At 59.5% G+C, this 23,132-nt stretch carries 13 protein-coding genes; 9 read left to right on the top strand and 4 right to left on the bottom strand.

Annotated features, from left to right (window positions below):
• Positions 1 to 46: 46 nt before the first annotated feature.
• On the top strand, positions 47 to 1,513 hold the full coding sequence (locus tag NMA52_RS02595) for a glycosyltransferase family 39 protein (RefSeq protein ID WP_254826076.1): 1,467 nt from the start codon (positions 47 to 49) through the stop codon (positions 1,511 to 1,513).
• Between the two features lie 10 nt (positions 1,514 to 1,523).
• Here the strand turns inward: NMA52_RS02595 and NMA52_RS02590 are convergent, their stop codons facing one another.
• Together NMA52_RS02590 and NMA52_RS02585 are read right to left on the bottom strand one after the other, a co-directional pair.
• On the bottom strand, positions 1,524 to 2,267 hold the full coding sequence (locus NMA52_RS02590) for a hypothetical protein (RefSeq protein ID WP_254826075.1): 744 nt from the start codon (positions 2,265 to 2,267) through the stop codon (positions 1,524 to 1,526).
• A 45-nt stretch (positions 2,268 to 2,312) separates the two neighbouring features.
• Positions 2,313 to 3,800 (bottom strand): SUMF1/EgtB/PvdO family nonheme iron enzyme, encoded by a 1,488-nt coding sequence (locus NMA52_RS02585; RefSeq protein ID WP_254826074.1) that lies wholly within the window; start codon positions 3,798 to 3,800, stop codon positions 2,313 to 2,315.
• 396 nt (positions 3,801 to 4,196) lie between these two features.
• Between NMA52_RS02585 and NMA52_RS02580 the strand changes: the two genes are divergently transcribed.
• From NMA52_RS02580 to NMA52_RS02570, 3 genes are all read left to right on the top strand, one after another.
• Entirely contained in the window at positions 4,197 to 5,561 is a 1,365-nt protein-coding gene (locus NMA52_RS02580) for a polysaccharide deacetylase family protein (protein ID WP_254826073.1), read from the top strand.
• Between the two features lie 512 nt (positions 5,562 to 6,073).
• Positions 6,074 to 7,846 carry an aspartate--tRNA ligase gene (aspS, locus tag NMA52_RS02575; RefSeq protein ID WP_254826072.1) on the top strand — a complete coding sequence of 591 codons (1,773 nt, stop codon included), beginning with the start codon at positions 6,074 to 6,076 and terminating at the stop codon, positions 7,844 to 7,846.
• 1,152 nt (positions 7,847 to 8,998) lie between these two features.
• A complete protein-coding gene (locus tag NMA52_RS02570) occupies positions 8,999 to 9,988 on the top strand; it encodes a hypothetical protein (protein WP_254826071.1) in 990 nt (329 codons plus the stop codon).
• Between the two features lie 73 nt (positions 9,989 to 10,061).
• On the opposite strand, the gene NMA52_RS02565 is transcribed toward NMA52_RS02570, so the two are convergent.
• Complete coding sequence (locus tag NMA52_RS02565) at positions 10,062 to 10,556, bottom strand: hypothetical protein (RefSeq protein WP_254826070.1); 495 nt, start codon at positions 10,554 to 10,556, stop codon at positions 10,062 to 10,064.
• Between the two features lie 928 nt (positions 10,557 to 11,484).
• On the opposite strand from NMA52_RS02565, the gene NMA52_RS02560 reads away from it, so the two are divergent.
• From NMA52_RS02560 to NMA52_RS02550, 3 genes are all read left to right on the top strand, one after another.
• Positions 11,485 to 12,516 carry a hypothetical protein gene (locus NMA52_RS02560; protein ID WP_254826069.1) on the top strand — a complete coding sequence of 344 codons (1,032 nt, stop codon included), beginning with the start codon at positions 11,485 to 11,487 and terminating at the stop codon, positions 12,514 to 12,516.
• A 93-nt stretch (positions 12,517 to 12,609) separates the two neighbouring features.
• A complete protein-coding gene (locus tag NMA52_RS02555; protein ID WP_254826068.1) occupies positions 12,610 to 14,310 on the top strand; it encodes a glycosyltransferase family 39 protein in 1,701 nt (566 codons plus the stop codon).
• Positions 14,311 to 14,430: 120 nt separating this feature from the next.
• Entirely contained in the window at positions 14,431 to 19,401 is a 4,971-nt protein-coding gene (locus NMA52_RS02550) for a C25 family cysteine peptidase (RefSeq protein WP_254826067.1), read from the top strand.
• Here NMA52_RS02550 and NMA52_RS02545 read toward each other — a convergent pair.
• A complete protein-coding gene (locus NMA52_RS02545) occupies positions 19,388 to 21,118 on the bottom strand; it encodes a sulfatase-like hydrolase/transferase (protein ID WP_254826066.1) in 1,731 nt (576 codons plus the stop codon). The two genes, NMA52_RS02550 and NMA52_RS02545, sit on opposite strands and share 14 nt — an antisense overlap.
• A 91-nt stretch (positions 21,119 to 21,209) precedes the next feature.
• On the opposite strand from NMA52_RS02545, the gene NMA52_RS02540 reads away from it, so the two are divergent.
• Together NMA52_RS02540 and mqnE are read left to right on the top strand one after the other, a co-directional pair.
• Entirely contained in the window at positions 21,210 to 21,836 is a 627-nt protein-coding gene (locus NMA52_RS02540) for a hypothetical protein (RefSeq protein WP_254826065.1), read from the top strand.
• A gap of 74 nt (positions 21,837 to 21,910) precedes the next feature.
• Positions 21,911 to 23,098, top strand: coding sequence for an aminofutalosine synthase MqnE (mqnE, locus tag NMA52_RS02535; protein WP_254826064.1), 1,188 nt, complete (start codon positions 21,911 to 21,913; stop codon positions 23,096 to 23,098).
• The last annotated feature ends 34 nt before the right edge of the window (positions 23,099 to 23,132 follow it).

The following is a 23,132-nucleotide window of genomic DNA, read 5'->3' as shown; positions in this document are numbered from 1 at the left end:
ATCCGCCCGGCCGTCGACCCATCATTGCTCCCGCGCACCCGCCCCTTTGCTTCCTTCCCCCTCCATCCACCGCTCCCTCTCTCCCTGGCTGACCCCGGCGGTATTTATCCTCCTGGCCCTCCTCCTCCGCTGGGGATCCTTCTTCATTTCCGTGATCAACCACGACGAGAGCACCTACATCGTGATCGCCGACGAGTTGCTGCGGGGGGAAGTGTACCTGCGTGATGTCATCGACACCAAGCCGATCGGCATCTTCTGGATTTACGCGGCGCTCATCAAGCTGACCGGCGGCAGCATTTTCCTGCTTCGCGCGGCCGCCAGTGTATTCGTCGGTCTGGGGGGCTGGCTACTGTCTTTGGCCACCCGGAGGGCCGGAGGGGGAGCCGTAGCCGGTTGGGTGGCGGGCGGCGTGTACATCTTCATGTGCAGCGTGTACACCTTCTACGGAATATCGCCCAACACCGAGATATTCTTCAACGTATTCACCCTCGCGGCGGTGACGCTGGCGGTGGCTCCCCGTACGCGGGATCGGTGCCGCGATCCCTTCTGGCACTGGCCGGTGGCGGGCCTACTTCTGGGCCTCGGTTTCATCATTAAGCCCTTCGTGGCGGCCGAGGCACTGGCTACCGGACTTTTTCTGGTGCACTTCTACTTCCAGCGTGGAGAATACCGAAGGCTTTTCCTCGGTGGCCTGGCCCTGGTCGCCAGCTTTTCCCTGCCGCAGCTGGGGGTGGTGGCCTACTATACGTACCACGATCTGTTGTCGGCTCTATGGTTCTACACCGTGGAGGTGGGCGGGGCCTATCCCATCGAGCTGCCGTGGTACCTGCGGCTGAAGTATATGGGGGATTACCTGCTGCGCTACGCGCCTTTCCTGCTGCTGGGCGGTGTCGCGCGGGTGCGGTATATGCGGAAGAAAAGCCATGATTTCCGGACGTGGGAGCGATTCCTTTTCCTGCTGTTCGCGCTCGTTACGGTCGTAGTGCTGCTGACCGGTAAGCGATTCGGGCACTACCAGATCCAGTTGCATCCGGTAGTCGCGCTGTGGGTGGGCCTGTTGGTGGGTCGAGCCTGGCACGACTGGCGCCACTGGCGACGGGTGGCGGCGGGAACGGTCGTCGTAGCCCTGGGAATCGGGGTAGGCCACGCCCTCTATTACGCCCGGAAAAGCGACGAGCCCCGCCAGATCGCCGCCTACCTCGCGCCGCGATTGGACCCCGGCGTGACCTTCTTTGCCATCAACGGCTTTCAGATCGCCTACCACTTGCTGGACCGGCCCGTGCCTACGCCCTACGTGCATTCTTCCCTCCTTTTCTTCGACCACCACGTGCGGGCCTTCCAGATTGACGAGCGGTTGGCGGCCCGGGCCATCATAAACAACCCCGACGTGCGCTACCTGGTGGGTCGCGTGCACGATCCGGAGGCCGATACGGCCCTCGGCCGGGAACTGATGGAACACTTCCGGGTGGAGGGCGACATCAACAACGAGCTGCGGGTATGGGTACGGCGGTAACTCCTCCGGGCTAGCGGGATACCAGCAGTTTAAGGGTTTGCCGGTCACCGCCCTGACGCTCCACAATGGCAACGTACGCGGCCGGAGACAGGTACAGGGGCAGTCGCAATTCACTGGTTGCCCCCACGGTAGTATGTACTTCGGTATGGAGCAGCCGGCCCGTCATATCCGCTATACGCACCGTGATCGGCTCGCCACCGGGAAGGCCCTCCAGGCGCAGGGCTATTCGGTCGCTACCGGCGGGGTTAGCTGCCGCGGCCACCGCCCAGGGGGCGCCCGGAAATTGCAGGTGACGGAGCGTGGAGTACCAGTAAGAGCCGTCGGCCTCCACTATCCGCAGTCGGTAGTAGGCAATCGTACCGTCCGGTGTCGGTAGCTGGTAAACGTACTCCCCTTGTCCGCCCCGGGCCGCGGTAGAGGCGCGCCAGCCCACCTCCCGGAAGTCGTGCCCGTCCGGGCTATATTCCACGGCGAAACCGGTAATGTCCGTTTCCTGAGCGGTGCGCCACCGGATGATAACCCTGGAGGGTTCACGGGAAGCGGCGAAGTGAACCAGATCGACGGGCATGGCGCTTTCGGCAGCCACCTGGCTATCGTCGCCGCCCGCCACGCCGCCCCGGTACATGGGTTGTTCGGCGGCGTTTTTATCCAGGCCCTTCCCCGTGGCCTGCCCCAGGCCGATGGTTGGCGAGAGGGTAGCGAGAAAGCCTATAATAAGGGCAAGGAATAGGTTTTGGGTAAAGGTGAGATACATATGTTTCTTTTGGGATAGTGAGAGGGAGGGTAGGGGCAGACCGTTTTACAGCGGTGCGGTCCGCACGCCGCGGAAGCCGTGGACTTCGCCCGCGGTGAAGTTGGTTACCGCAAACTCCCGCGAGGATACCCGCAAACTGGCGCGCGGGAGGGCGAACGACCCGCCGCGACTACCGTAGCCGGTGCCCGACAGGGGCCAATCCAGGACGGTCGGCAGCCCGGAGGAGGACAGGGTGCCGTCTCCGTGCGCACCGCTGAATAACCGGCCGACGGGGTCGCCGACCGTAACGACCAACTCACCCAAGTTTCCCGACAGCTCCATGATTCCGTAGTAGCTGCCCCCGCTGCTCAGGCGGGTATAGCGGGTGCCGCTGCCCGCGAAGGCTCCGACGCGGATGGGGCCCTGAAGCGGTACCAGGGATATCCGCAGGGCATTACCCAGGTATAGTCCGTTGCCTTTCGTTTCCGATATCTCGTCCGCATTGACCACCCCTTCGTTACCGGCATCCTGGTTGGTCACCTGATAGTGATCCAGATTGATCTCGGCGTTGCCCCAGGCATATTCATCCGGAATCGGATAGCCGGGCCCGCGACACGCTTTTTCGTACTCCAGTTCCGTCATGGGCCGCAGACCCGTCCAGTCCAGGTAGGCCATCATCTGGCCCGCGGACAGGAAAGTGACCGGGATGTAGGGGTTGGAGGTGGTCACTTCGTTTGCTCCGGTCCAGCAGAAGGAATTACGAAATAATTCCAGATCCGCGCAAAGCGTACCCAGTCCGGCCAGGTCCAGCAGCGACTTTTGCGCGTCGCCGGCCGTATTGAAAAATTTCACGTACTGCTGCTGGCTGGTTTCGTACTTCATGCAATAGAATGCCCGGTATCCTTTCGGGAAACTGACCGGTAGGGTGCCGAAAAGATCACCCGCATAGGTGGCACCGACGAAGTTCAGATCGCCATTTAGCGCACCTATTCGGATGCTGCCTTCGGAAGTTACGGGATAGGGGTCCCGTTCCAGGGGGAGCAGCGACTGGTGGTGGTAGAATTCGAGCAGGCTGCTGCCGTCGGAGCCGAGGTAAAAGGAACCCTGGGGCACGTAGACCATCTCGACGGCGTAGACTTCGACGGTGACGAGAGCCGAATCATCCACTCCGTCGCTGCGATATTCCCAAACGGCCTGAATGGCGTTGTGGGCGACATTACCGGAGCCCTCCGCCGTTCGGTACACGAAGAGCCCGACGCTGTCGGCGGTCGTCTCGGTAGTGGTAAAGGAGGTGCCGGGAGTGGCCGCAGAAAGGGTGGCGTGGGACCAGGTGCCGTCTTGTTCCTGGAATTTGATGAAGATCCAGGCGGCATCCCAGTTTGCGGGGGCCGCGCTGACGCGCCAGGAATTTTCCCAGCCGACGTCGAATTGGATGATGCGGGTTCCGTTAACCACATTTCGTTCACCCAGGGTTACGTTGGTGACGTCAATGTTGTTGGCTTGTCCGGTGGTGGCATAGGCCACCAGGACGAGTATCGTCAAAAAGGATTTCATGAGGGATTATAATCTTACCGACCGAAGGTGGGCCGGCGTCTTAGTGAGTCAGGTAGTTATCGATCAATTAATCAGATGCAGCAAAAACTGACGGAATCCCCCTCGTATTTTTTATCGCCATATATAATTACCGGAAATCGCCAATTTTAACATTTATATTCTTCCTTTGTATTTATTGTTCATACACTATATGGGGCGTGGGAATTTTGCCGAATATCGTTTTATACACGAATAGTGCGTGTATATGTCACATATTATTCCCTTTACGCAGGTTATTTCCGGCAGTACCGGGAAATATAGTCTGGCGACGGTATGTCTACCCCACCTACCGGAACTTTTACGCCCTAGACCCGCTGGTTCGCGGAAAACTCGCAAGAATGCCTAAGTTACTTGCCTATGCGATCCTCACTGATGCCAACTGCTCCCGCCGCCTCACTCTGTGCTTTTCTGGCGGCTGTCCTGCTCCTTACGTCGTGCACAACGCCCGCCCCGTCACCGCTTTCCCCGGAAACCTCGGTCATCACCCGGTGGCAGGGGGATAAGATCGGTGCCGTATCCCTCACCTTCGACGACGGCATCATCACCCAGTTCACGGTGGCGCGGCCGATCCTGGATTCGCTCGGACTATTAGCCACCTTCTACATCATCACCGGCAAGGTGGAAGGGTCGGAACGGGGTAAATTTATCGGGCGGGATCCGGAGCTAATCATCGCCGAAACCGCCCGCACGCCCACGGATTCCACCAACTTCTTTGAGCGTGCCTCCCTCATCGCCTTCACGGGTACGACCGAAGCGATCACCTACCATTCCGATGCCGGCGCCCGCTACGAGGCCGGACAGATAGCGAAAGCCCACCGCCTCATCGACGAGGCCTACGCCAAACTGCGTGCCGGCACCCTCAGGAACACCGACGATGTAGTATTTCACGACAACCCGGTAGATACTACCACCTGGGACGACTACCGCGCCTACCAGACCGCCGGCCACGAAATTGCCAGCCATACGGTCACCCACCCCCGGCTGGCCGTCCTCGATGCCCCGAACCTCCGTTACGAACTGGAACAAAGCCGGGCCGACATCGCTAAATTTCTGGGAGAGCCAGCCACTTTTTCCGCGGAGGGGCCCTACGGAACCGAGGACGAGCGGGTCATGGAATTTGCCCACCGGGTCTACCCCGCTTTGCGCAACCGCATGCCCGCGCCCTACCTCGCCGAACTAAACCGGGGCAGTCGGGTGGCGCCGGGCTCCGTACGGCAGGAATATGTCCAGTGGCAGCGCGGCCCGACCGATAACACCAGTCTGCAGGCAATGAAGGACTGGGTCGACACCACTCTCGCCCACGACAACATCTGGCTGGTGGAGGTTTTACACGGCGTCGACGACTATGGCTGGGCGGCGCGGCCGGCGGCTGAGCTACGGGAATACTTCGCTTACATTAAGGAGCGGGAAGACCGCCTTTGGATAGCCCCCTTTGCCACGGTGACCAAGTATATCAGGGAGCGGGAGAACAGCCGGGTGGAGGAACGACGGTCGGAAGATGAGATCACCGTCCACGTCCGGTGTACGCTGGACCCCGCGGTGTATAACGTACCGCTCACGCTCCGAACGGTCGTTCCGGAAGGTTGGACTTCGGTACAGGTTAAGCGTTCCAACGACGCGGATGCCGGTAGTCCCTTGCAGGTTGTCAGAGACGGAGAAGGACCGGACTACGTGCGCTACGCGGTCATGCCGGGCGAGCGGGTTATACTCGTGGGGCGGTGATGTTTGACACCCATACGCGGTCCCCCGGAGCAGTTGAGACATGGCTGATTTGACACGCAGCGCGGGGTCGTTTTGAGAAAAAAAGGATGGGCCCTTTTAGGGCGACCCATTAACGCAGTCAATTCCCAGTGCAGGGTCGGGCTTCGAAGAACAAAGGATGAGCCCTTGTAGGGCAACCCTGTAACACAATTACTCGCAGGACTGGGTCGGCTTAGAAAGCCTCAACCTTAGACTCTACCTGCGATACAAGGTCGGGTTTGGAGAACAAAGGATGAGTCCCTCTGGGGCGACCCTGCAACGCAATCAACCCGCAGGACTGGGTCGGCTTAGAAAGCCTCAACCTTTGACTCTACCTGCGATACAAGGTCAGCTTGGAAAACCTGCGAAACCCCAACCCCGGGGTATGGCAACCCGGCAACTCTTACCCGGCTCTTCCCCCGTAAACCCTGCACCCGCGCGCCGCCGCTATACAAACAAAGCTTGCTACCTTCGCCCCCTCAACCCAACGACCCATGTTTCGTACCCACAACTGCGGCGAACTCCGCCTCCAAGATGCCGGAAAAGAAGTAACCCTCAGCGGATGGGTGCAGGCCGGCCGGGATTTTGGCGGACTCACCTTCGTCGATCTGCGTGACCGCTACGGCATCACCCAGGTGGTGTTCGACAGCGACGACGACGCGCCCCTGGCCGAAAGGGCCCGCAAACTAGGCCGGGAATGGGTCATCCAGGTTACCGGCGCGGTCCGGGAACGGACCAATAAGAACCCCAACCGCCCCACCGGCGACGTGGAGATCCTGGCCCGCGAGCTCACCGTGCTCAATAAGTCAAAGGTCCCCCCCTTCACCATCGAGGACGAATCCGACGGCGGCGACGACCTGCGTATGCGCTACCGCTACCTCGACCTGCGCCGCGGACCGCTCCAGAAGAACATCATCTTCCGCAGCAAACTCGCCCTGGCCGTACGCGCCTACCTAGGCGACCAGGATTTCGTGGAAGTGGAAACCCCCAACCTGATCAAGAGTACACCCGAGGGCGCACGCGATTTCGTGGTGCCCAGTCGGCTTAACGAGGGGCAGTTCTACGCCCTGCCGCAGAGTCCGCAGACCTTCAAACAGCTGCTCATGGTAGCCGGCTACGATCGCTACTTTCAGATCGTGAAGTGCTTCCGCGACGAAGACCTGCGGGCCGACCGCCAGCCGGAATTCACCCAGATCGACTGCGAGATGGCCTTCGTGACCCAGGAGGACGTGCTCAACACCTTCGAAGGGCTCACGCGCCACGTGTTCCGCGAACTGAAGGGTACCGAGCTCGGCGAATTCCCCCGCATGCAGTACGACGAAGCCCTGCGCCGCTACGGTTCCGACAAGCCCGACCTGCGCTTCGGCATGGAACTGACCGAGCTGAACGAGCTAGCGCAGGGTAAGGGCTTTAAGGTGTTCGACGAGGCCGAGCTGGTCGTGGGCATCCGCGTACCGGGAAAGGCGGACCTCAGCCGCAAACAGCTCGATGCGCTTACGGACTGGGTCAAGCGCCCCCAGATCGGGGCGAAGGGCCTGATCTACGTCAAGTTTAACGAGGACGGCAGCGTGAAGTCGAGTGTCGACAAATTCTTCGATGCCGACGCACTGCAGGCCTGGGGCGCGGCCGCGGGAGCGGAGAAGGGCGACCTTATGCTGGTCCTGAGCGGCGATGACGAGAAGACCCGCAAGCAACTCGGCAGCCTGCGGCTACACGTGGCGGCGGAGTACGACATGATCCCCGCCGGCAGTTTCAAGCCGCTATGGGTGGTCGACTTCCCGCTACTGGAGTGGGACGAAGAGGCCGGCCGCTTCCACGCCATGCACCATCCCTTTACTTCGCCGAAGCGGGAGGAGGTCGACCGGATGCTCAACGGCGATCACGAAACCATGAAATCGCTGAAGGCCGACGCCTACGACCTCGTAATCAACGGAGCCGAGATCGGCGGCGGGTCGGTACGGATCTACGACCGGGGCCTGCAGGAAAAGAACTTTCAACTGCTGGGCTTCACGCCCGAGGAAGCGGAGGAGCAGTTCGGCTTCCTGATGGGAGCCTTCGAGTACGGCGCCCCACCCCACGCGGGCATCGCCTTCGGTTTCGACCGCCTGTGTGCCGTCATGAACGGACAGAGCTCCATCCGTGACTTCATCGCCTTTCCGAAGAACAACCAGGGCCGCGACGTGATGATCGACGCGCCGGCCCGGATCGACGCTCAACAACTGAGCGACCTCAATCTGAGGGTAACGACGGCAGAAAAAAGGGAATGACGCTTCGCTTAGATCGTTAAATTTTATTTCCGCCACAATGGGAATAAATAGCCCTACTCCCTTATTATGGGCATAAACGGCACAGCTTAGTGAACGATTAGATCACTTTGGCGGAAGTATCGTGAGGAAAACAGCATCTACCGATAAACTTGCTGGGGAAGCAAAACAGATGTCAACGGGACAAATATCCTGACTAAACGTCCTTTGCGGCCCGCCAACGTAAAGCACGTTAGAGCATAATGCCCCCGGGCACGGTAGTATTTAATTCCCAAAAATTAGCGGCACATAACTACTCCCTAAATACTGCCAAACGTTAAAATTTGATTTACCCTAGAACAAATCGGTGTAGAAACTTTTTAATCCCACAAAGCGCCGTACATTTGTATCGCAAGCCGGTTATACGAGTTTATTACGTCGACCGCTCCTGCTTTTGACTTATGTTAATAGCACTTTGCTTTACCACAGAGGCTATGTTTATTTACTTTATCGATGACTTATGTCCTGATCTTTTGATCGCTCGGTAATATTCAGTAAACACTGTGGCTTGGCTCTTTATCGATTTTGGACATTATGTCCGTATTGTAGACACTGAAAAACAACACAACATTGAACTCCCCCCGCGCGCTGCTTACAGCAGCGATCTCCCCCCCTCCACTTCTGTAAGGTATCCTTCCGACGGTACTATCGTGCCGTCCGGAACGAAGTGCCCTGCTATGCTCATTCGAATATCGGATTAAGCGGGCGGGTCCAACGATCTATATATTGGCTACACGACACTATTGACACATTTGAACGACACAACACTTCCTTATCTTTTTCAAGTTTGACATTTAAGCACCGTTGTATCAGTACAAGGGACGTTATATTGATTTGAGACACAACGGCTACATAACCCGATTCTGACACATTTGAACGACACAACACTTCCTTATCTTTTTCAAGTTTGACATTTAAGTACCATTGTATCAGTACAAGGGACGTTATATTGATTTGAGACACAACGGCTACATAACCCGATTCTGACACATTTGAACAACACAACACTGTATTTTACCCCTTTTTGAATAGTTTGTATTTATTGGTATTCGCACCAGCGACGAGACACCCGGATCTATTGGTCCGATTATTCTGAACACTATTAACAACAAACTCATGATTAAATCTATGGTGGCCGCGCTGCTTGTGGCAGCGCCCCTCCTCGCCCCCCAATCCGTTTCCGCACAGGAATGCAACTGCCTCATCGAGCGCGTTGATGGCCAGACCGTCCGCTCACCAGGTTGCTCCCGCCCCGACCTCGTCTGCAGCCTCGAGCTGGGAGCCGGCATCGGAGACATCGATCTCCGCGAATTCACCGACCTGCGGGATATTACCGTGTACATCGGCAATCATGCCTCGCCCACCTTCCGCGGGGCTACCTTCTCTTCGAATGCCACCCAATTTTCGCTCCTGAACGGCGGGGGCGGCGTGGTCATCACCATCATCGATGATCAGGGTACCACGCGTACGATGGGTCCGGGCGGGGGTAACAACCCTAACGGCATACGGGCCTACAATCAGGAATTGCAGTCGTGCGAGGGTACCTGCACCCTCTGGGGTCCTTCCGCACCGGCCTTGCTTCCCGTCAGTCTGCTATCGTGGAATACCAAAGCATACGACAACTACGTCGAACTCCGCTGGAGCACCATGTCCGAAAAGGATAATGCCTACTACCTGCTTCTCCACAGCCGGGACGGGCGCACCTTCGAGGAGATCGCCACCATCGTAGGCCGGGGCACCACCGACCAAATTAGTGACTACACCTACCGGCACCTCGCGCCGGCCACCGGAATAAATTATTACCGCATCGAGCAGATCGACTTTGACGGAAGCAATACCGCCCTCGGCGTACAGTCGGCCTCCTGGAACGACATCGCGGCGGTCGCCATGCGCTCCGCTACGCCGAACCCGGCCCGGGTGGGCGACCGGTTGAACCTGAACCTGCCGGGTACGGAAGGCGAGGTGGCTCACCTGATCGGACCGACGGGTCGCGTTCTCGGCGAATACCGCCTGCAGGGGGGCGGCTTCACCCTTCCCGAACTCGCCGCGGGAACCTACGTAGTGCGGGTGCGGGGCCAAAGCTCGCGGTTCCTGGTCGCCAACTAAAAGTTTAGTTTTCTTTCTACCATTGTAAGTCGACGGGGCGTTCCGGTACATACCGGGGCGCCCTTCGTCTGTTTTAGCGGGTGCGGCCTACGAGGCGGTAGACCGCCCGGAAGGTGTCGTCGCGTACGCCGTCCTGATCCTGGTCCACGATGCCCCTCAGCAACATACGATCGCCCTGCAGGTCGTGGTGGTAGGTGTAGGTGATGTTGGGCTCGATGACGAAGAGGCTATCACCCTGGGCTTTCCAGATCCCGTTCGTCACGTTGGCTACCTGACCGGTGCGCAAACGGTGCGTCCTGCGCAGCTTTCCGTCGGCGGAAAACACCGTACTCGGCGGGCGAACGCCAAACTTGCGCCCCCAGTCGGCTTCCCGGATGTGCTCCACGTAGGCCGTGTCCCCACCGAGGTAAGTCTGGTAGTTCACCTCGTACTCGATGGTCTCCCAGGTGCCCAGTAAATCCGAGGTGAGGTCGACCGGCTGCCGGCCCGTCGGTTCCTCCTGGGCATCGTTACAAGCTAGGAACAAACCAAGACAGATGATCGCCGCGGGAAAGAAGGTATACTGCATAGTGCCGCAAATATCCGAAATCCCCGTCAAAGCCATACTTAGGCCCACGCCCCCCGGTCGAAGCCGCGCCTGTTGGTAGATCCGGCTACCCATCACACTTTCCCCGGAGGGGGAAAAGAATCTACCATCCGAAGACCAAAGAAGAGCCAATTAAATTGATGTCCCTACACACGTAAATACCGGCTAGGTGGACACCCGTAAAACAAATTTCGGATAATGCACAATAAATTGAAATTTAATGCTCACGGGGTGAACTTCGTACGATATTTTTTCGTATATTGAGGTAAGAGATTAGCTGGAATACGGTTAATCTAAGCGGCAGTCTAACCCGGCTGCCGGACGATTATTGTAATCGGCATCTACCACGCAAGTACCGTACAGTTTTGTACTCCGTTCGCTTGCTGTTCGTAGCTGTCACTTTAGGATAATTGAATAGTTTTGACTAAATACGCGCCGGCTTGGCTTTAGCTACCTGTCGCGATTGTGTTTTCCGCATTTAAGCAATATCTCCAGGCATCGCTGCCGCGAACGACCGGTTCATACGGTGCGCTTCGCCACGCTACCCTCCCGGAGAATGGTTGTTACCCTATTTATTCTCACAACACCGCACCACTATGCACACACAACAGCCCGCTCGGGTACACCGCGAGCACCGTCCCCCTCCCAACTATATGGTTAATTGGTATTAGTTACCGATAGCCGATCGTGACCGGATACTGCTCCGCGTCGCTTCTCTGTATTTAATCGGATAGCATCCGGCCGCGGGATGGCTTTGCGCCACCCTGCCCTTCCGCCCACGCGGATGACGGATTCCGTATGCTATGAAAGTATCTGCCTCTATCCTGGCGGGACCCCCAACCACCTTACGTGCGGGGGACCGGACCCGCCGTGCCATTATGTTCAACGCAAATCCTATAACGACACTATTATGCATCACCTGTACCTAACTTCACTATTACTATTAGCCGGTCTATTCGGTCAGCCGCTGCGGGGCAATTCCTATTGCCACTGCGAAATCGAGAAAGCTGACGGTCAAACAACCTATTCCGCAGCTTGCGACCGACCGGAGGACATCTGCGCTCTCACCATCGGCGAGGGACTCGGAGAGTTAGAACTCTACCAGTTTATCGACCTGCGGGGCGTAGACGTTGTCGTCGGAAAGAATAGCCGACCGAAGTTTCTGGCATCCACCCTGGTCAGCTCCGGCTCCAAGTTCACCTTCGACGGTACGGAAGCCGGTCTGGACGTTATGGCCGGCGGCAGAGCGACCTCCTCACTGGCGGGTCCCACCGGCGCGGCCATCCTCAACGGTATGCTGCTCGATCTTGACGCCCTGGTATGCCTGAGTATCCGACTCAACCTGTTCGGGCCTGCGAGTCCGCCCTCCGGCCCCTGCACGCTGGGAGAATCCGGTAACATGCCGGTAGACCTGCTGTCCTGGACCGCCCTGCCGGTCGCGCGGGGGATCTCTCTGCGGTGGGAAACCGCAGCGGAAGCCGACAACGACTTTTATCGCCTGCTCCACAGCACCGACGGGCAGTCCTTCCGGGAACTTCAGCGGGTAAGCGGTCAGGGGACTACCCGGGAGTCCACCACCTACGAATTTTTGCACGAGCGGCCGTCCCCGGGAACAAATTTTTACCGTATCGACCAACACGACTACGACGGCACGGTCAACTCTCTGGGCATACGGGGAGCGGAATGGATGGGAAGTACCGCCGCCGCCATCGCGGTAAGCCCGAATCCCGCGACTGCCGGGGCACTCATCCACCTTGATAAATCGCGGTCGGAGGGACCCCGGCACCGCCCGGTCGCCCAACTGGTCGACCAGATGGGCCGGCTCATCGGCGAGTATCCACTTACCGCCGAGGGTTCCCTCCACCTACCTACAGATATCCCAACGGGCCTTTACGTCCTGCGTTTCGCCAACGGCGCGGTAAAGGTCATGGTCGAAAATTAGTGTAATGTTCAGTGTTCTCAATTTACGGAGCCGTACCGATAGCGTTGGTACGGCTCCTTTTTTACCCCACCGCCCGCGCTTACCTTCGCCGACGTGCATGCTTCCCGTCCCGGCAACGTTCATCCTTACTGGCTCCTGCTGGCCTGGTTCCTGCTGAACCTGATCCAGGCCGCGGTAACGCCCCTCGATCCCGACGAGACGTACTACTGGATGTACGCTTCCCGGCTCGACTGGGGTTATTTCGACCACCCGCCCGCGGTGGCTCTGCTGGTAAGTCTGGGCATGGACTGGCTTCCCGGCCCGCTGGGAATACGGTTCGGGCACGTACTGGCCGGCACGGCTACGGTAGCCGCCCTGTACCATTTACTCGAGCGGCCCCGGGGAGCCGAACTCACGCTGGCGGCCGCCCTGATCTTTGCCCAACCCATGTTGCAGGTGTACGGCTTCATCGCGACACCCGACGGACCCCTATTGCTCTTTACGGTACTTTACCTCCTGGCCTACCGGCGCTTTTTAGCGCGCCCCGACGGCTGGTCGGGACTGTGGTGGGGGCTCACTATGGCGGGCTTGCTCTACAGCAAATACCACGGCATCGTACTCATCACCTTTTCCGTACTACCCAAGCTCGGGTGGCTGCTTCGGCAGCGGGGGGCCTGGATCGCCGCCCTCTCCGGTCTGTTGCTCTTCCTGCCGCACCTATACTGGCAGTATACCAACGATTACCCCTCCTTCCGTTACCATTTGGGGGGCCGTGACGATCCCTACCAGTTCAAGTTTACGACCGAGTACATTCTGAATCAACTGCTAATCTTCAGCCCGCTACTGGTATACCACTACGTAAAGGCCCTGTGGAAAGACCGGGCGCACGATGACTTTGAACGTGCCTGCAGGTGGTTGATCGCCGGATTTATGCTTTTCTTTCTGTACACCACAACCAAGGGGGGTACCGAAGCGCAGTGGACCGCCCTGCTCAGTATACCCCTGGTATTTTTGACTTTCCAGGCGGCACGGCGCTTCCCGGCGTGGCAGGGTTCCCTGCTACGCCTTTGCTACCTCAGCGGTGCGCTGCTGCTCGTGGCCCGTCTCCTGATCGCCGCGCCGCGGGACTGGCTCCCCTTCGATAAGCCCTTCGATCATGCTCCCTGGGTGGAGCGACTTGCCGCCAGGGCCGGCGATCGACCCGTGATCGTTGAGAACAGCTACCGCCTGGCCTCCCTGTATACCTTCTACAGCGGCGGTCGCCCGGCCTGGACATTTACCGACGTGGAGTACCGACCCAGCCAGTACGATATCTGGCGGGGCGATACGGCCTTTCACGATCGGCCCGTGGTCCTTTTGGGGCAGGCCGACTGGAAGACGGAGGGCGCCCTGCCGTTCCGTACCCAAAAGCGGGATATGTTGCTCCGGGAGATTGAACACTTTCAGGTGGCCGCGCACGTAAGCCTTTTCCCGTCGGAGCTCCCAAGGTCGGTCCTTCTTCCGGGGCGGAAATATTCCATCCGGCTTCGCGCGCTTTCTCCCCAGGCGGTCGATTTGCGTGGTGAACTGCCCCTCGATCTGTTTGCTATTCTCTGGGATGCGGACGGTGGTAAACGATACTGGGCCCTGGCACCGGTGCGGATCAACGACTTGGCAGCGGGAGAGGAGGTACTACTGTACGACGGTCCGCTGCATCTCCCGCCCGATCTGCCCGTCGGAGAAGGGGTGTTGGAATTCGGCCTGGCGTACCGTGGCATGCCCCCGCTGCGGGGACAGAGCGGCTCACAGAGCGTGACCATCGGCGTACGTCAATAGCGGATACCGGACAAATACCGGCCGAACATCGTATTGGTCTGCTATCCAATCACGTTACCTTTATTGTTTGACTGCTTCTATATTAGTTGTTCGGCGGTTTTCCGGACAAAAAGGATCCCTATGCTGCGCACGTTTACCCTCCTGTATACCCTTCTCTCATCGCTAGTCCTGGTCGCCCAAGTGGATACCGAGCACGGGGAGCGATTCGGTAACGAGTGGTTTGCTCCCGGCAGTTCCTTTCTGAAGGTTACCGTGGTGGAAGACGGGATGTACCGCATTGATGCCGCTACGCTCAACGCCGCGGGCCTTTCCCCGGGGGGAGACGTGGGCAGTCGCTTAGTCATGTACCACCACGGAGAAGCCATTCCCGTGGAAGTAACATCCGATGCGGTAAGCTTTTACGGCCGCCGGAGCCGGGGGGAACTCGATACCTACCTCTTTACCGATCCCGCCGCGCAACAATTGAATCCGCGCTACGGCATGTACACCGATACGGCTGCTTACTACCTCGGTTTGGCGGAGGCGGGGGTACCCGTGCCCCGGTTTACCTCCGGGCCGGGAACGGCAGCGGGTCCGAACAGCACGGTGATTCAGCGGACGACCGAGCGGGTATTTGGAGACCAGCAGAGCAAATTCTTCCGGCGCAGCAGTGGTACGTCCATTTATTTTTCTCACTACGAATTAGCCGAGGGGTTCGGCTCGCGCGGGAGCAGTGATCTGCTGTCGAGCAACGGAACCACCGTGACGGACATCGACCTCGCACTACCCGATGCTACGGGGGCGGCGGGGACGCTGGAGCTGCGGTTTGGGCTGGCCTTTGGTAACGAGCATCTGCAGCAGATTAGCGTGGGCGGACAGTTACTGGGGGAAGTTAGCGGTACGGAATGGAGTATGCACACCGCCTCCTTTTCCTTTACTCCATCGGGTCAGCGGGCGGCGGTTCGGATCGCCGGTACGGCGGATGACCAGGACAAGGCCAACCTGGCTTACGCCCGGGTGACCTATCCGGCTACGGCGGTATTCTCCGGAAATCAATTGGCCTTCACCCTTCCGGCCGGGGACGCCCGCACGCTCACTTTCGCGGGGTCACTGGCGGGAGCGCGGCTGTACGACCTGGACAACGACCGGGTGTACGTACCCAGCGGAAACGCCTTTCTTCTGCCCGCCGCCGCCGCGGAGCGCCGTTTTCGGCTCGTTGGTACGTATATGGCTCCTGCGTCCTCCGCCACCCTACAATTGCGGGAACTACTGCCGGAGTCGAGTGCCGACTACTTGGTGCTTACCAGCCGACGACTAGCCGGTGCCGGAATGGATGCGCTGACCAGCTACCGGAGTTCCGCGGTCGGGGGAGGCTACCGGGTACACCGGGTGTACGTGGAGGATATTTACGATGCCTTTGGCTACGGCGTCAGCCGCCACCCGCAGGCGCTGCGTAACTACCTGAGCGCGGCGATGGAAAGAGCTCCCGGGCTGGCTTACCTTTTCATCGTAGGGAAGGGACGGGAGTACGACGAATTACGGACGGAGGAGCAGCTGGCCAGGGCCCGCGAAACCTTCTTTGTTCCCAGTTTCGGCCTACCGGCCTCCGACAACCTCCTCACGGCCGTGCCGGGCGACGTGACGCCCCGACTGGCCACGGGACGACTGGCCGCGATCACACCGGAAGAAATCAGCATCTACGTGACCAAACTGAAGGCCGTGGAGCGGCAGGTTACCGTAGCCTCTCAGACCACGGAGGACCTGGACTGGATGAAGCAGGCTCTCTTTCTCGGCGGAGGCCAGTCGGCCGGGGAGCAGGCGTCCATCCGGTACAACCTGGGAACGATGGAAAACATCTTTGAGAAAAGCACCTGGGGAGGTAACGTGACCGGGGTTTTCCGTACCAGTACCGATCCTATCGAAACGACCCGCCAACAGATCATCTTCAACCGGATCAACGCCGGCGTCTCTATTCTGACCTTTTACGGTCACTCCAGCAGCCAGGGTTTCGACTTCAACATCGACAATCCCGACAACTACAAGAATAAGGACAAGTACCCCTTCATGATGAGCCTGGGCTGCTACAGCGGCGATGCCTTTACCGAGGCCCGCAGCATCAGCGAACGTTTCATCTTCCTGCCGGAGGGGGGAGCCATCACTTTTGCGGCCTCCAAGGGCCTGGGGTACATCAGCGCGCTGGGCACCTACGGCCGGGCCGTATTTAATCACCTTGCCAACGATAACTACGGCATGGGTATCGGGGACGCCATCAAATCGACCGTAGCGGACTACGCGGGCACCAGCAACTTTACGATGGGCATTCTGCTCGAGCAGTTTGCGCTGAGCGGTGATCCGGCCTTCCGTTTTCATCCCCGGCCCGGCCCCGACCTAGTGGTCGATCCGGCGTCGGTAAGTTTCACACCCTCCGTCGTTGCGGCCCAGGATACGGGCTTTCGTATCAATTTACGGCTGCTTAACCTGGGGACCAAGGATGAATCCGTGCCCGACAGCATGACCCTTCGCTTCCGGCAGCGCCTGCCCTCCGGCGAAGTCCGTGAACTGACGAACATGGTGGTCGCGGTGCCTCATTACGACGAGTCCTTGACCCTTCCCCTCCCGAATATCGGTTTCGACGCGGTAGGGCTTAACCGCCTGTTAGTGACGGTCGACGGAGAGAATACGATCGCCGAACTTCCCGCGGCGGGTGCCGAAGGCAATAATGAGTTGATCGTGGGCGGACAACCCGGCGTACCGCTTACCGTGATCGCCAATACCGCCCGGGTGGCCTTCCCGCCGGACTACGCCGTAGTGGGGCCGGGCGTGGAACTCGTCGCTTCTTCTTCCGACCCGCTGGCTCCCGAGCGGAAGTATCGTCTACAGATGGCACTCACTTCCGATTTTGCCCAAACCCTCGTCGACGACGAAATCACCGCCCCGGGTGGAGTGATTCGGTACCGGCCGACAATATCCTTTATGGATAGTACAACGTACTACTGGCGTATTAGTCCCGATAGTTCGCGGACCCAGGACGTTGGCTTCATTTGGTCCCGAAGCAGCTTTACCTACCTGCGGGATCATCCCGAAAGGGAGGTGGCGTTCGCCCTGCAGCACCCCGGTCAATTCGTCGACGGAAACGCCGAAGACATAATCATGCGCGCCAATGACCCGAAGTGGACCTTTGGTAGGAACACGAACGACATTCAAATATTCAACGGGCTATACCAGGACCGCAATATGCCCCGCCTCGTGTGGAACGGCACCCGGTTCAACTCTCCCCACCCCTGGAGGATTCGTGCCGGTATTCAGGTAATGGTCGTGGACAGCACCAACAACGGTATCTGGTATAAAGCCGGCGACGGATCCTACAACACGCCTACCGGGACTGCCACCCCCTGGAGTTTTGACACCCGCACCGACCGGGGCCGGGAGGGACTGATCGACTTTCTGGAGAGCGGTATTGCGCCCGGGCGGTACGTGTTCGTCTATAGTGTACAACGGGGCAGTGACATAGAGTACCACCACGAAGGATGGGCCCAGGACTCGCTCCGCCTCGGAAAATCAATCTACGACGTTCTGGAGGCCGAGGGTGCCGAGCAGGCGCGACTGCTGATGCAACTCGGATCTGTACCCTACACTTTCGCCTACCAGAAGGGGCGGGGCCCGCTGGGCGAGGTGATCGCTACGGAACAGACGGCCACGACCGAATTGCTCTTTCCCATTCAGGAAAACCGTGAGCGGGGCATCTATGCCACCCAGCCGGTCGGCCCCGCCCTGGAGTGGAAGAATCTTCGGCTGCGGTTCAGCACCCAGAATATCGGTACGGCGGACAGTTGCTATTTCCAGCTTTACGGAGAGGACCCTACGGGTGAGCGTACCCCGTTGACGGGAGAATCTCTACCCATAACTACGACAAAGGTGTTCGATTATGACCTAAGCGGATATAGCGCCGAAGAGTATCCGTTCATGGTCGCCGCGGTAGAACTGTTCGACGAACAGGACCGTACGGTAGCCTCCGTTGCCGAAATCTACTTCGATTACCAACAGCCGGGCGACGTAGCCATCAGCCCGTCCGTAGCCTACTCCGTGCCCGACAGCCTCGAACAGGGGCAGGTGGCTCAGCTGGAAATCGGTTACGAAAATGTCTCGTACAGCGATCTGGACAGCCTCCTGGTCGAGCTGAACGTGACGGACGTGAACAATCGCGTAACGGTGCTGAGCAAACGTCAGGCGCCACTCGCGGCCGGCGCCACCGACAAGGTAGCCTTCACACTGCCCACCGACGCGGCGGAATCCGGTCTGCGACTGCAGCTTACGCTGAACCCCGCCGAGGACCAACCGGAGGACGTTCTGTTCAACAACGTACTTTCCACGAATCTGGAGGTATCCGCCGATCGCATCGCCCCGGACCTGAAGGTGTACTACGACGGCCGGCGGATTCGCGACGGGGAACTGGTCAGCGGAAGACCGGAAATTTTGATTCAACTGCGCGACGAGAGCCCCTACCGCCGCCTCAACGATTCCAGCGCTTACGTCATTCAGTTGATTAGCCCCGACGGAGCGACCCAGACCGTCGCCCTGGCCGACGAACGGGTGGAATTCATTCCCGCTCCCCCGGACGGTGAAAATAAGGCCGAGATCTACTTCCGCCCCGATCTGCAAATGGACGGAAAATACAGTCTGGTCGTACAGGCCAGCGATCGCTCGGACAATGCCGCCGGCCAGTTGGAATACCGACAGTCCTTTGAGGTGATCAACCAGCAACTGATCAGCGACGTACTAACCTACCCCAACCCCTTCACCACCCAGACCCGCTTCGTCTACACCCTCACGGGTAATACTCCCCCCGACGTGTTCCGCATCCAGATCATGACGGTGGCGGGAAGGGTCGTACGGGACATCGACCTGCTGGCGTACGAGAACATTACCATCGGGACCCACCAAACGGACTTCACCTGGGACGGCACGGACGAGTACGGCGATCGCCTGGCGAACGGCGTATACCTCTACCGCGTCATCACTTCCGATGCCGGAGGCAAAACCCTGGAATCTTACGATAACGGCACCAGCGCCTACTTCCGTAACGGACTCGGCAAGGTGGTCATTCTCCGGTAGGCCGCAGGACCAGTTCCTTGACCCACAGTCCGGTTTCCTCCCCCGTCTGAACGGGTGAGGCGATCGTGATCCGATTGGTTCCGGGCGGTATTTGAAGTACCCCCAGGACCGCTTCCCCCCAGGCTCGTGGGTACACCTCCTTGCGGGGGACCCGGTCCGCCACCGGTAACTCCTCCGTGCGGGCGGGGGGCAGGGAACCCAGGAGGCGGGTGCCCGCGTCGGTCGCTACCGTGATGCTGCGTGGGACCGGGGCATCCAGGTGATACCTGACCACCACCTCAAACTGCCGGCTCCGTGCGGCGGTGACCGGCCAGTAAGCTCCGTCGACGCCGAGATCGACGAAGTAATCATTCGCCCAGCCGTAGTCGTCCCGAAAGCGGGTCCGGCCCGTAGGTTCCCCTTCGTGGGCCAGTAAACGGACGGTATCCGGTGCGGCCAGTAGATCGATGGGCGGGGCGACCAGCTCCGGGCGACCGATGGACGTTGCGAATTGTCGGTAGGTAGCGGCCATCCGGGGACCGATCTCGGTTTCAGCGTACAAATCGGTTTGCTGGCCGGGGTCTTCGAGCAGATCGTAGAGTTCGTGGTTATTGCTGTCCCGCGCTACGTAGAGGTAACGGTCATTGCGCATGCTGCCCGGGTAACCGGTATAGTCGTATCCCTGGCCGAAGGCGTACACGTAGCGTTCCGGGAAGTTACCTCCGCGGAGAAGGGGTAGTAAACTCATGCCGTCTACGCCGGCGGGGGCCGGCCCGCCAACTGCCTCCAGGAGGGTCGGTAGTAGATCGATGTGGGCGGCCGGGGTGGAAATGATGCGGCCATTGGCGGGATTGCCCGGTATACGGATACCGAAGGGAACTCGGACACCCCCCTCGTCTACCTGGCCCTTCGTCCCCCTCAATCCTTGACGGTAGCGATCCCCGTTCGGCCCGTTGTCGGTGGAAAATACAATGATGGTATTCCCCAGTTTTCCGTTCCGTCGCAGCTCCTCTACGAGTCGGCCGATCTGTTGGTCGACGGACTCTACCATGGCGTAGATGCCCGTGTTATAGTCGGTGAGTCCCCGGGGCCGGACCGCGTTCCAGCGTTCGTCCGTCACCTGCACCGGGGTGTGGGGGGCCTGGTAAGCGAGCATGCAGAAGAAGGGGCTGCTGTCCCGGGCCATGAAGTGCATGGCGGAATCGGTGAATATCCGGGTGAGGTCGCCTTGGAAGGGAACGGCCTCGTCGCGTTCGTTGCGCAGCCTACCCGTGAAGTAGTCGTTGAAGTGGCCCAGGGTAAAACCCAGGAACTCGGTGAATCCCTGGCCGGCGGGGTGATAGGGAAAGGTGGCTCCGTTGTGCCACTTACCGAACAGCCCCGTCCGGTAGCCCGCTTCGCGTAGGTATTCGGCGATTGTCGTCACGCCGGCGTCCATGTTCTCCCGGCGGCGGGTTACGAAGACCGCGCCCGTACGGGGGTGATACATCCCGCTCAGAAAGCTGGCACGCGTGGGGGCGCAGACCGGACTTACGTAGAACCGATCGAAGCGCGCGGAGCGCAGGAGCAGTGCATCCAAGTTCGGCGTACGGATGCTGTCGTTGCCGTGCAGCGAGAGATCGCCGATGCCCTGGTCGTCGGTGAGTACGAAAAGGATGTTGGGGCGCTGCTGGGCGACCGCCCCCCGATCGTGACCGCAGCAGAGGAGAAGCAAGATGGTGAAACAAAGGTGGCGCATGCGGCATAAGATAGCGCATCCCCTACTGCGGTCGTCACGTATTCCACCGCCGACCTCACAACAATGGGACCGCGAGTTGTTCTATAAACTGATGTTACGTTTTCTCCTCGCGACGATCCTGCTGTTGCCCGTTGTCTCGACGGGCCAGGGGCTGCTCGATACCCTAGCGGTCGAGGTGTGCGACTGTATGACCACGGCCCCCGAGATCGTATACCCCCGGGTGCAGGCTACGAATTGCGTCACCGTGGTTGCTACCGCACACGCCGTTCGCATCCGTGCGGAGCTGCAGCTCTCGGCGGCGGATGCGGGTGATCGCCAGCAACTCGGCGGCCTGCTCGTCGATCGTCTGACGGCGGATTGTCCGATCCTCCTGGGTCTGGGTCCCGGCACGGTCGAACCCGAGCTGCACTACAACGACATTGCACTCGCCGAGGACGACGTGGCGATCTCCCTTCCCAAAAATCCGCCTCCGGACTCGCTGGAAACCACCGCCCGGGAGGGTCGGGAACTGTACCAGACGGAGGGCACCTACGCCGGGATGACCCCCGACCGGGAGTTGTTGTTACGCCTGCACTCGGGGGAATACCTCACCTTCCTCGCCCGCCCCCGGCAGTTGCGCCGACTTCCCCTCCGACCGGGGCAAGCCGTGCGGGTGGTCTATCGTTACTACTGGCGCGGCGGCGGGGAAATCCGACGACAACTGCTGACCGTAGAATAAATTAAGTTATTTACTTTCAGAAAAAACTGAAAGTTGGCCGGGGTGTTCTACCCTTACCGTCAACCCCATCTCTTATGCCTTCCACCGGCCTCACCAGCATACTTCGCGATACCCAATTGCCCCGGCACCTGCGCTCCGCCGCCCAAAAAGTGGCCGACGGCACCCGACTGAGCCCCGCGGAAGGCCTGATGCTCTACGAAGAGGCCCCCCTCGGCTACCTGGGAGCCCTGGCGAATCACGTCCGCGAACGCAAACACGGCCACCGCACCTACTTTAACCGGAATTTCCACGTAGAGCCCACCAACGTTTGTCTTTACACCTGCACCTTCTGCAGTTACAGCCGCCGTATGAAGAAGCGGGAAGACGGTTGGGAGTATACGATGGACGAGATGCTCGACATCATCAAAAAGTACGACGATCAGCCTGTCACGGAGGTGCACATCGTGGGGGGCGTGCTGCCGCAGTATGATGTCCCCTTCTACACCGAGCTCTTCCGCCGGATCAAGGCGCACCGCCCCGGCTTGCACATCAAGGCCCTCACCCCGGTAGAGTACCACTACATTTTCAAGAAGGCCAAGATCAGCTACGAAGAGGGGATGCGGCTGATGCGGGAGGCCGGCCTCGACAGTATGCCCGGCGGCGGCGCGGAGATCTTTGCCGACGAGATCCGCGATCAGATCGCCGGCGGCAAGTGTTCAGGTGAACAGTGGCTACGTATCCACGAAATCTGGCACGAACTGGGGGGACGCTCCAATGCCACCATGCTGTACGGCCACATTGAGAATTACGGTCACCGCATCGACCACCTCGAAAAGCTGCGGGCCCTACAGGACAAAACGGGGGGCTTTCAGACCTACATCCCCCTGAAGTTTCGCAACGAGAACAACGAGCTCAGCCACTTGCCGGAATCGACGGTGGTGGAGGATCTGCGCAACTACGCGATCGGCCGCATCTACCTGGATAATTTCGACCACGTAAAGGCCTACTGGCCCATGATCGGTCGGACCACCGCGCAGCTGAGTCTGGCCTTCGGAGTAGACGACCTCGACGGCACCATCGACGATACGACTCGGATCTACTCCATGGCCGGTGGCGAGCAGCACCCCGCCATGAGTACCGAAGACCTGGTGAAGATGATCCGTGCCGTAGGCCGCCAACCCGTCGAACGCGATACCCTGTACGGCGTCGTGCAGGATTACACCGACGTGGAGTTTGCCAGCGAGCGGGAATACCGGGGCTACACCGCCCTGCCGGTGGTGTAGCATTCATCGTTCCAGCAGCTAAGCTCCCCCCAAA

The sequence above is a fragment of the Lewinella sp. JB7 genome, from assembly GCF_024297185.1.
GTDB lineage: Bacteria > Bacteroidota > Bacteroidia > Chitinophagales > Saprospiraceae > Neolewinella.
Note: the sequence above shows the minus strand (reverse complement) of the source record. Positions and strands in the feature narration are given on the sequence as shown.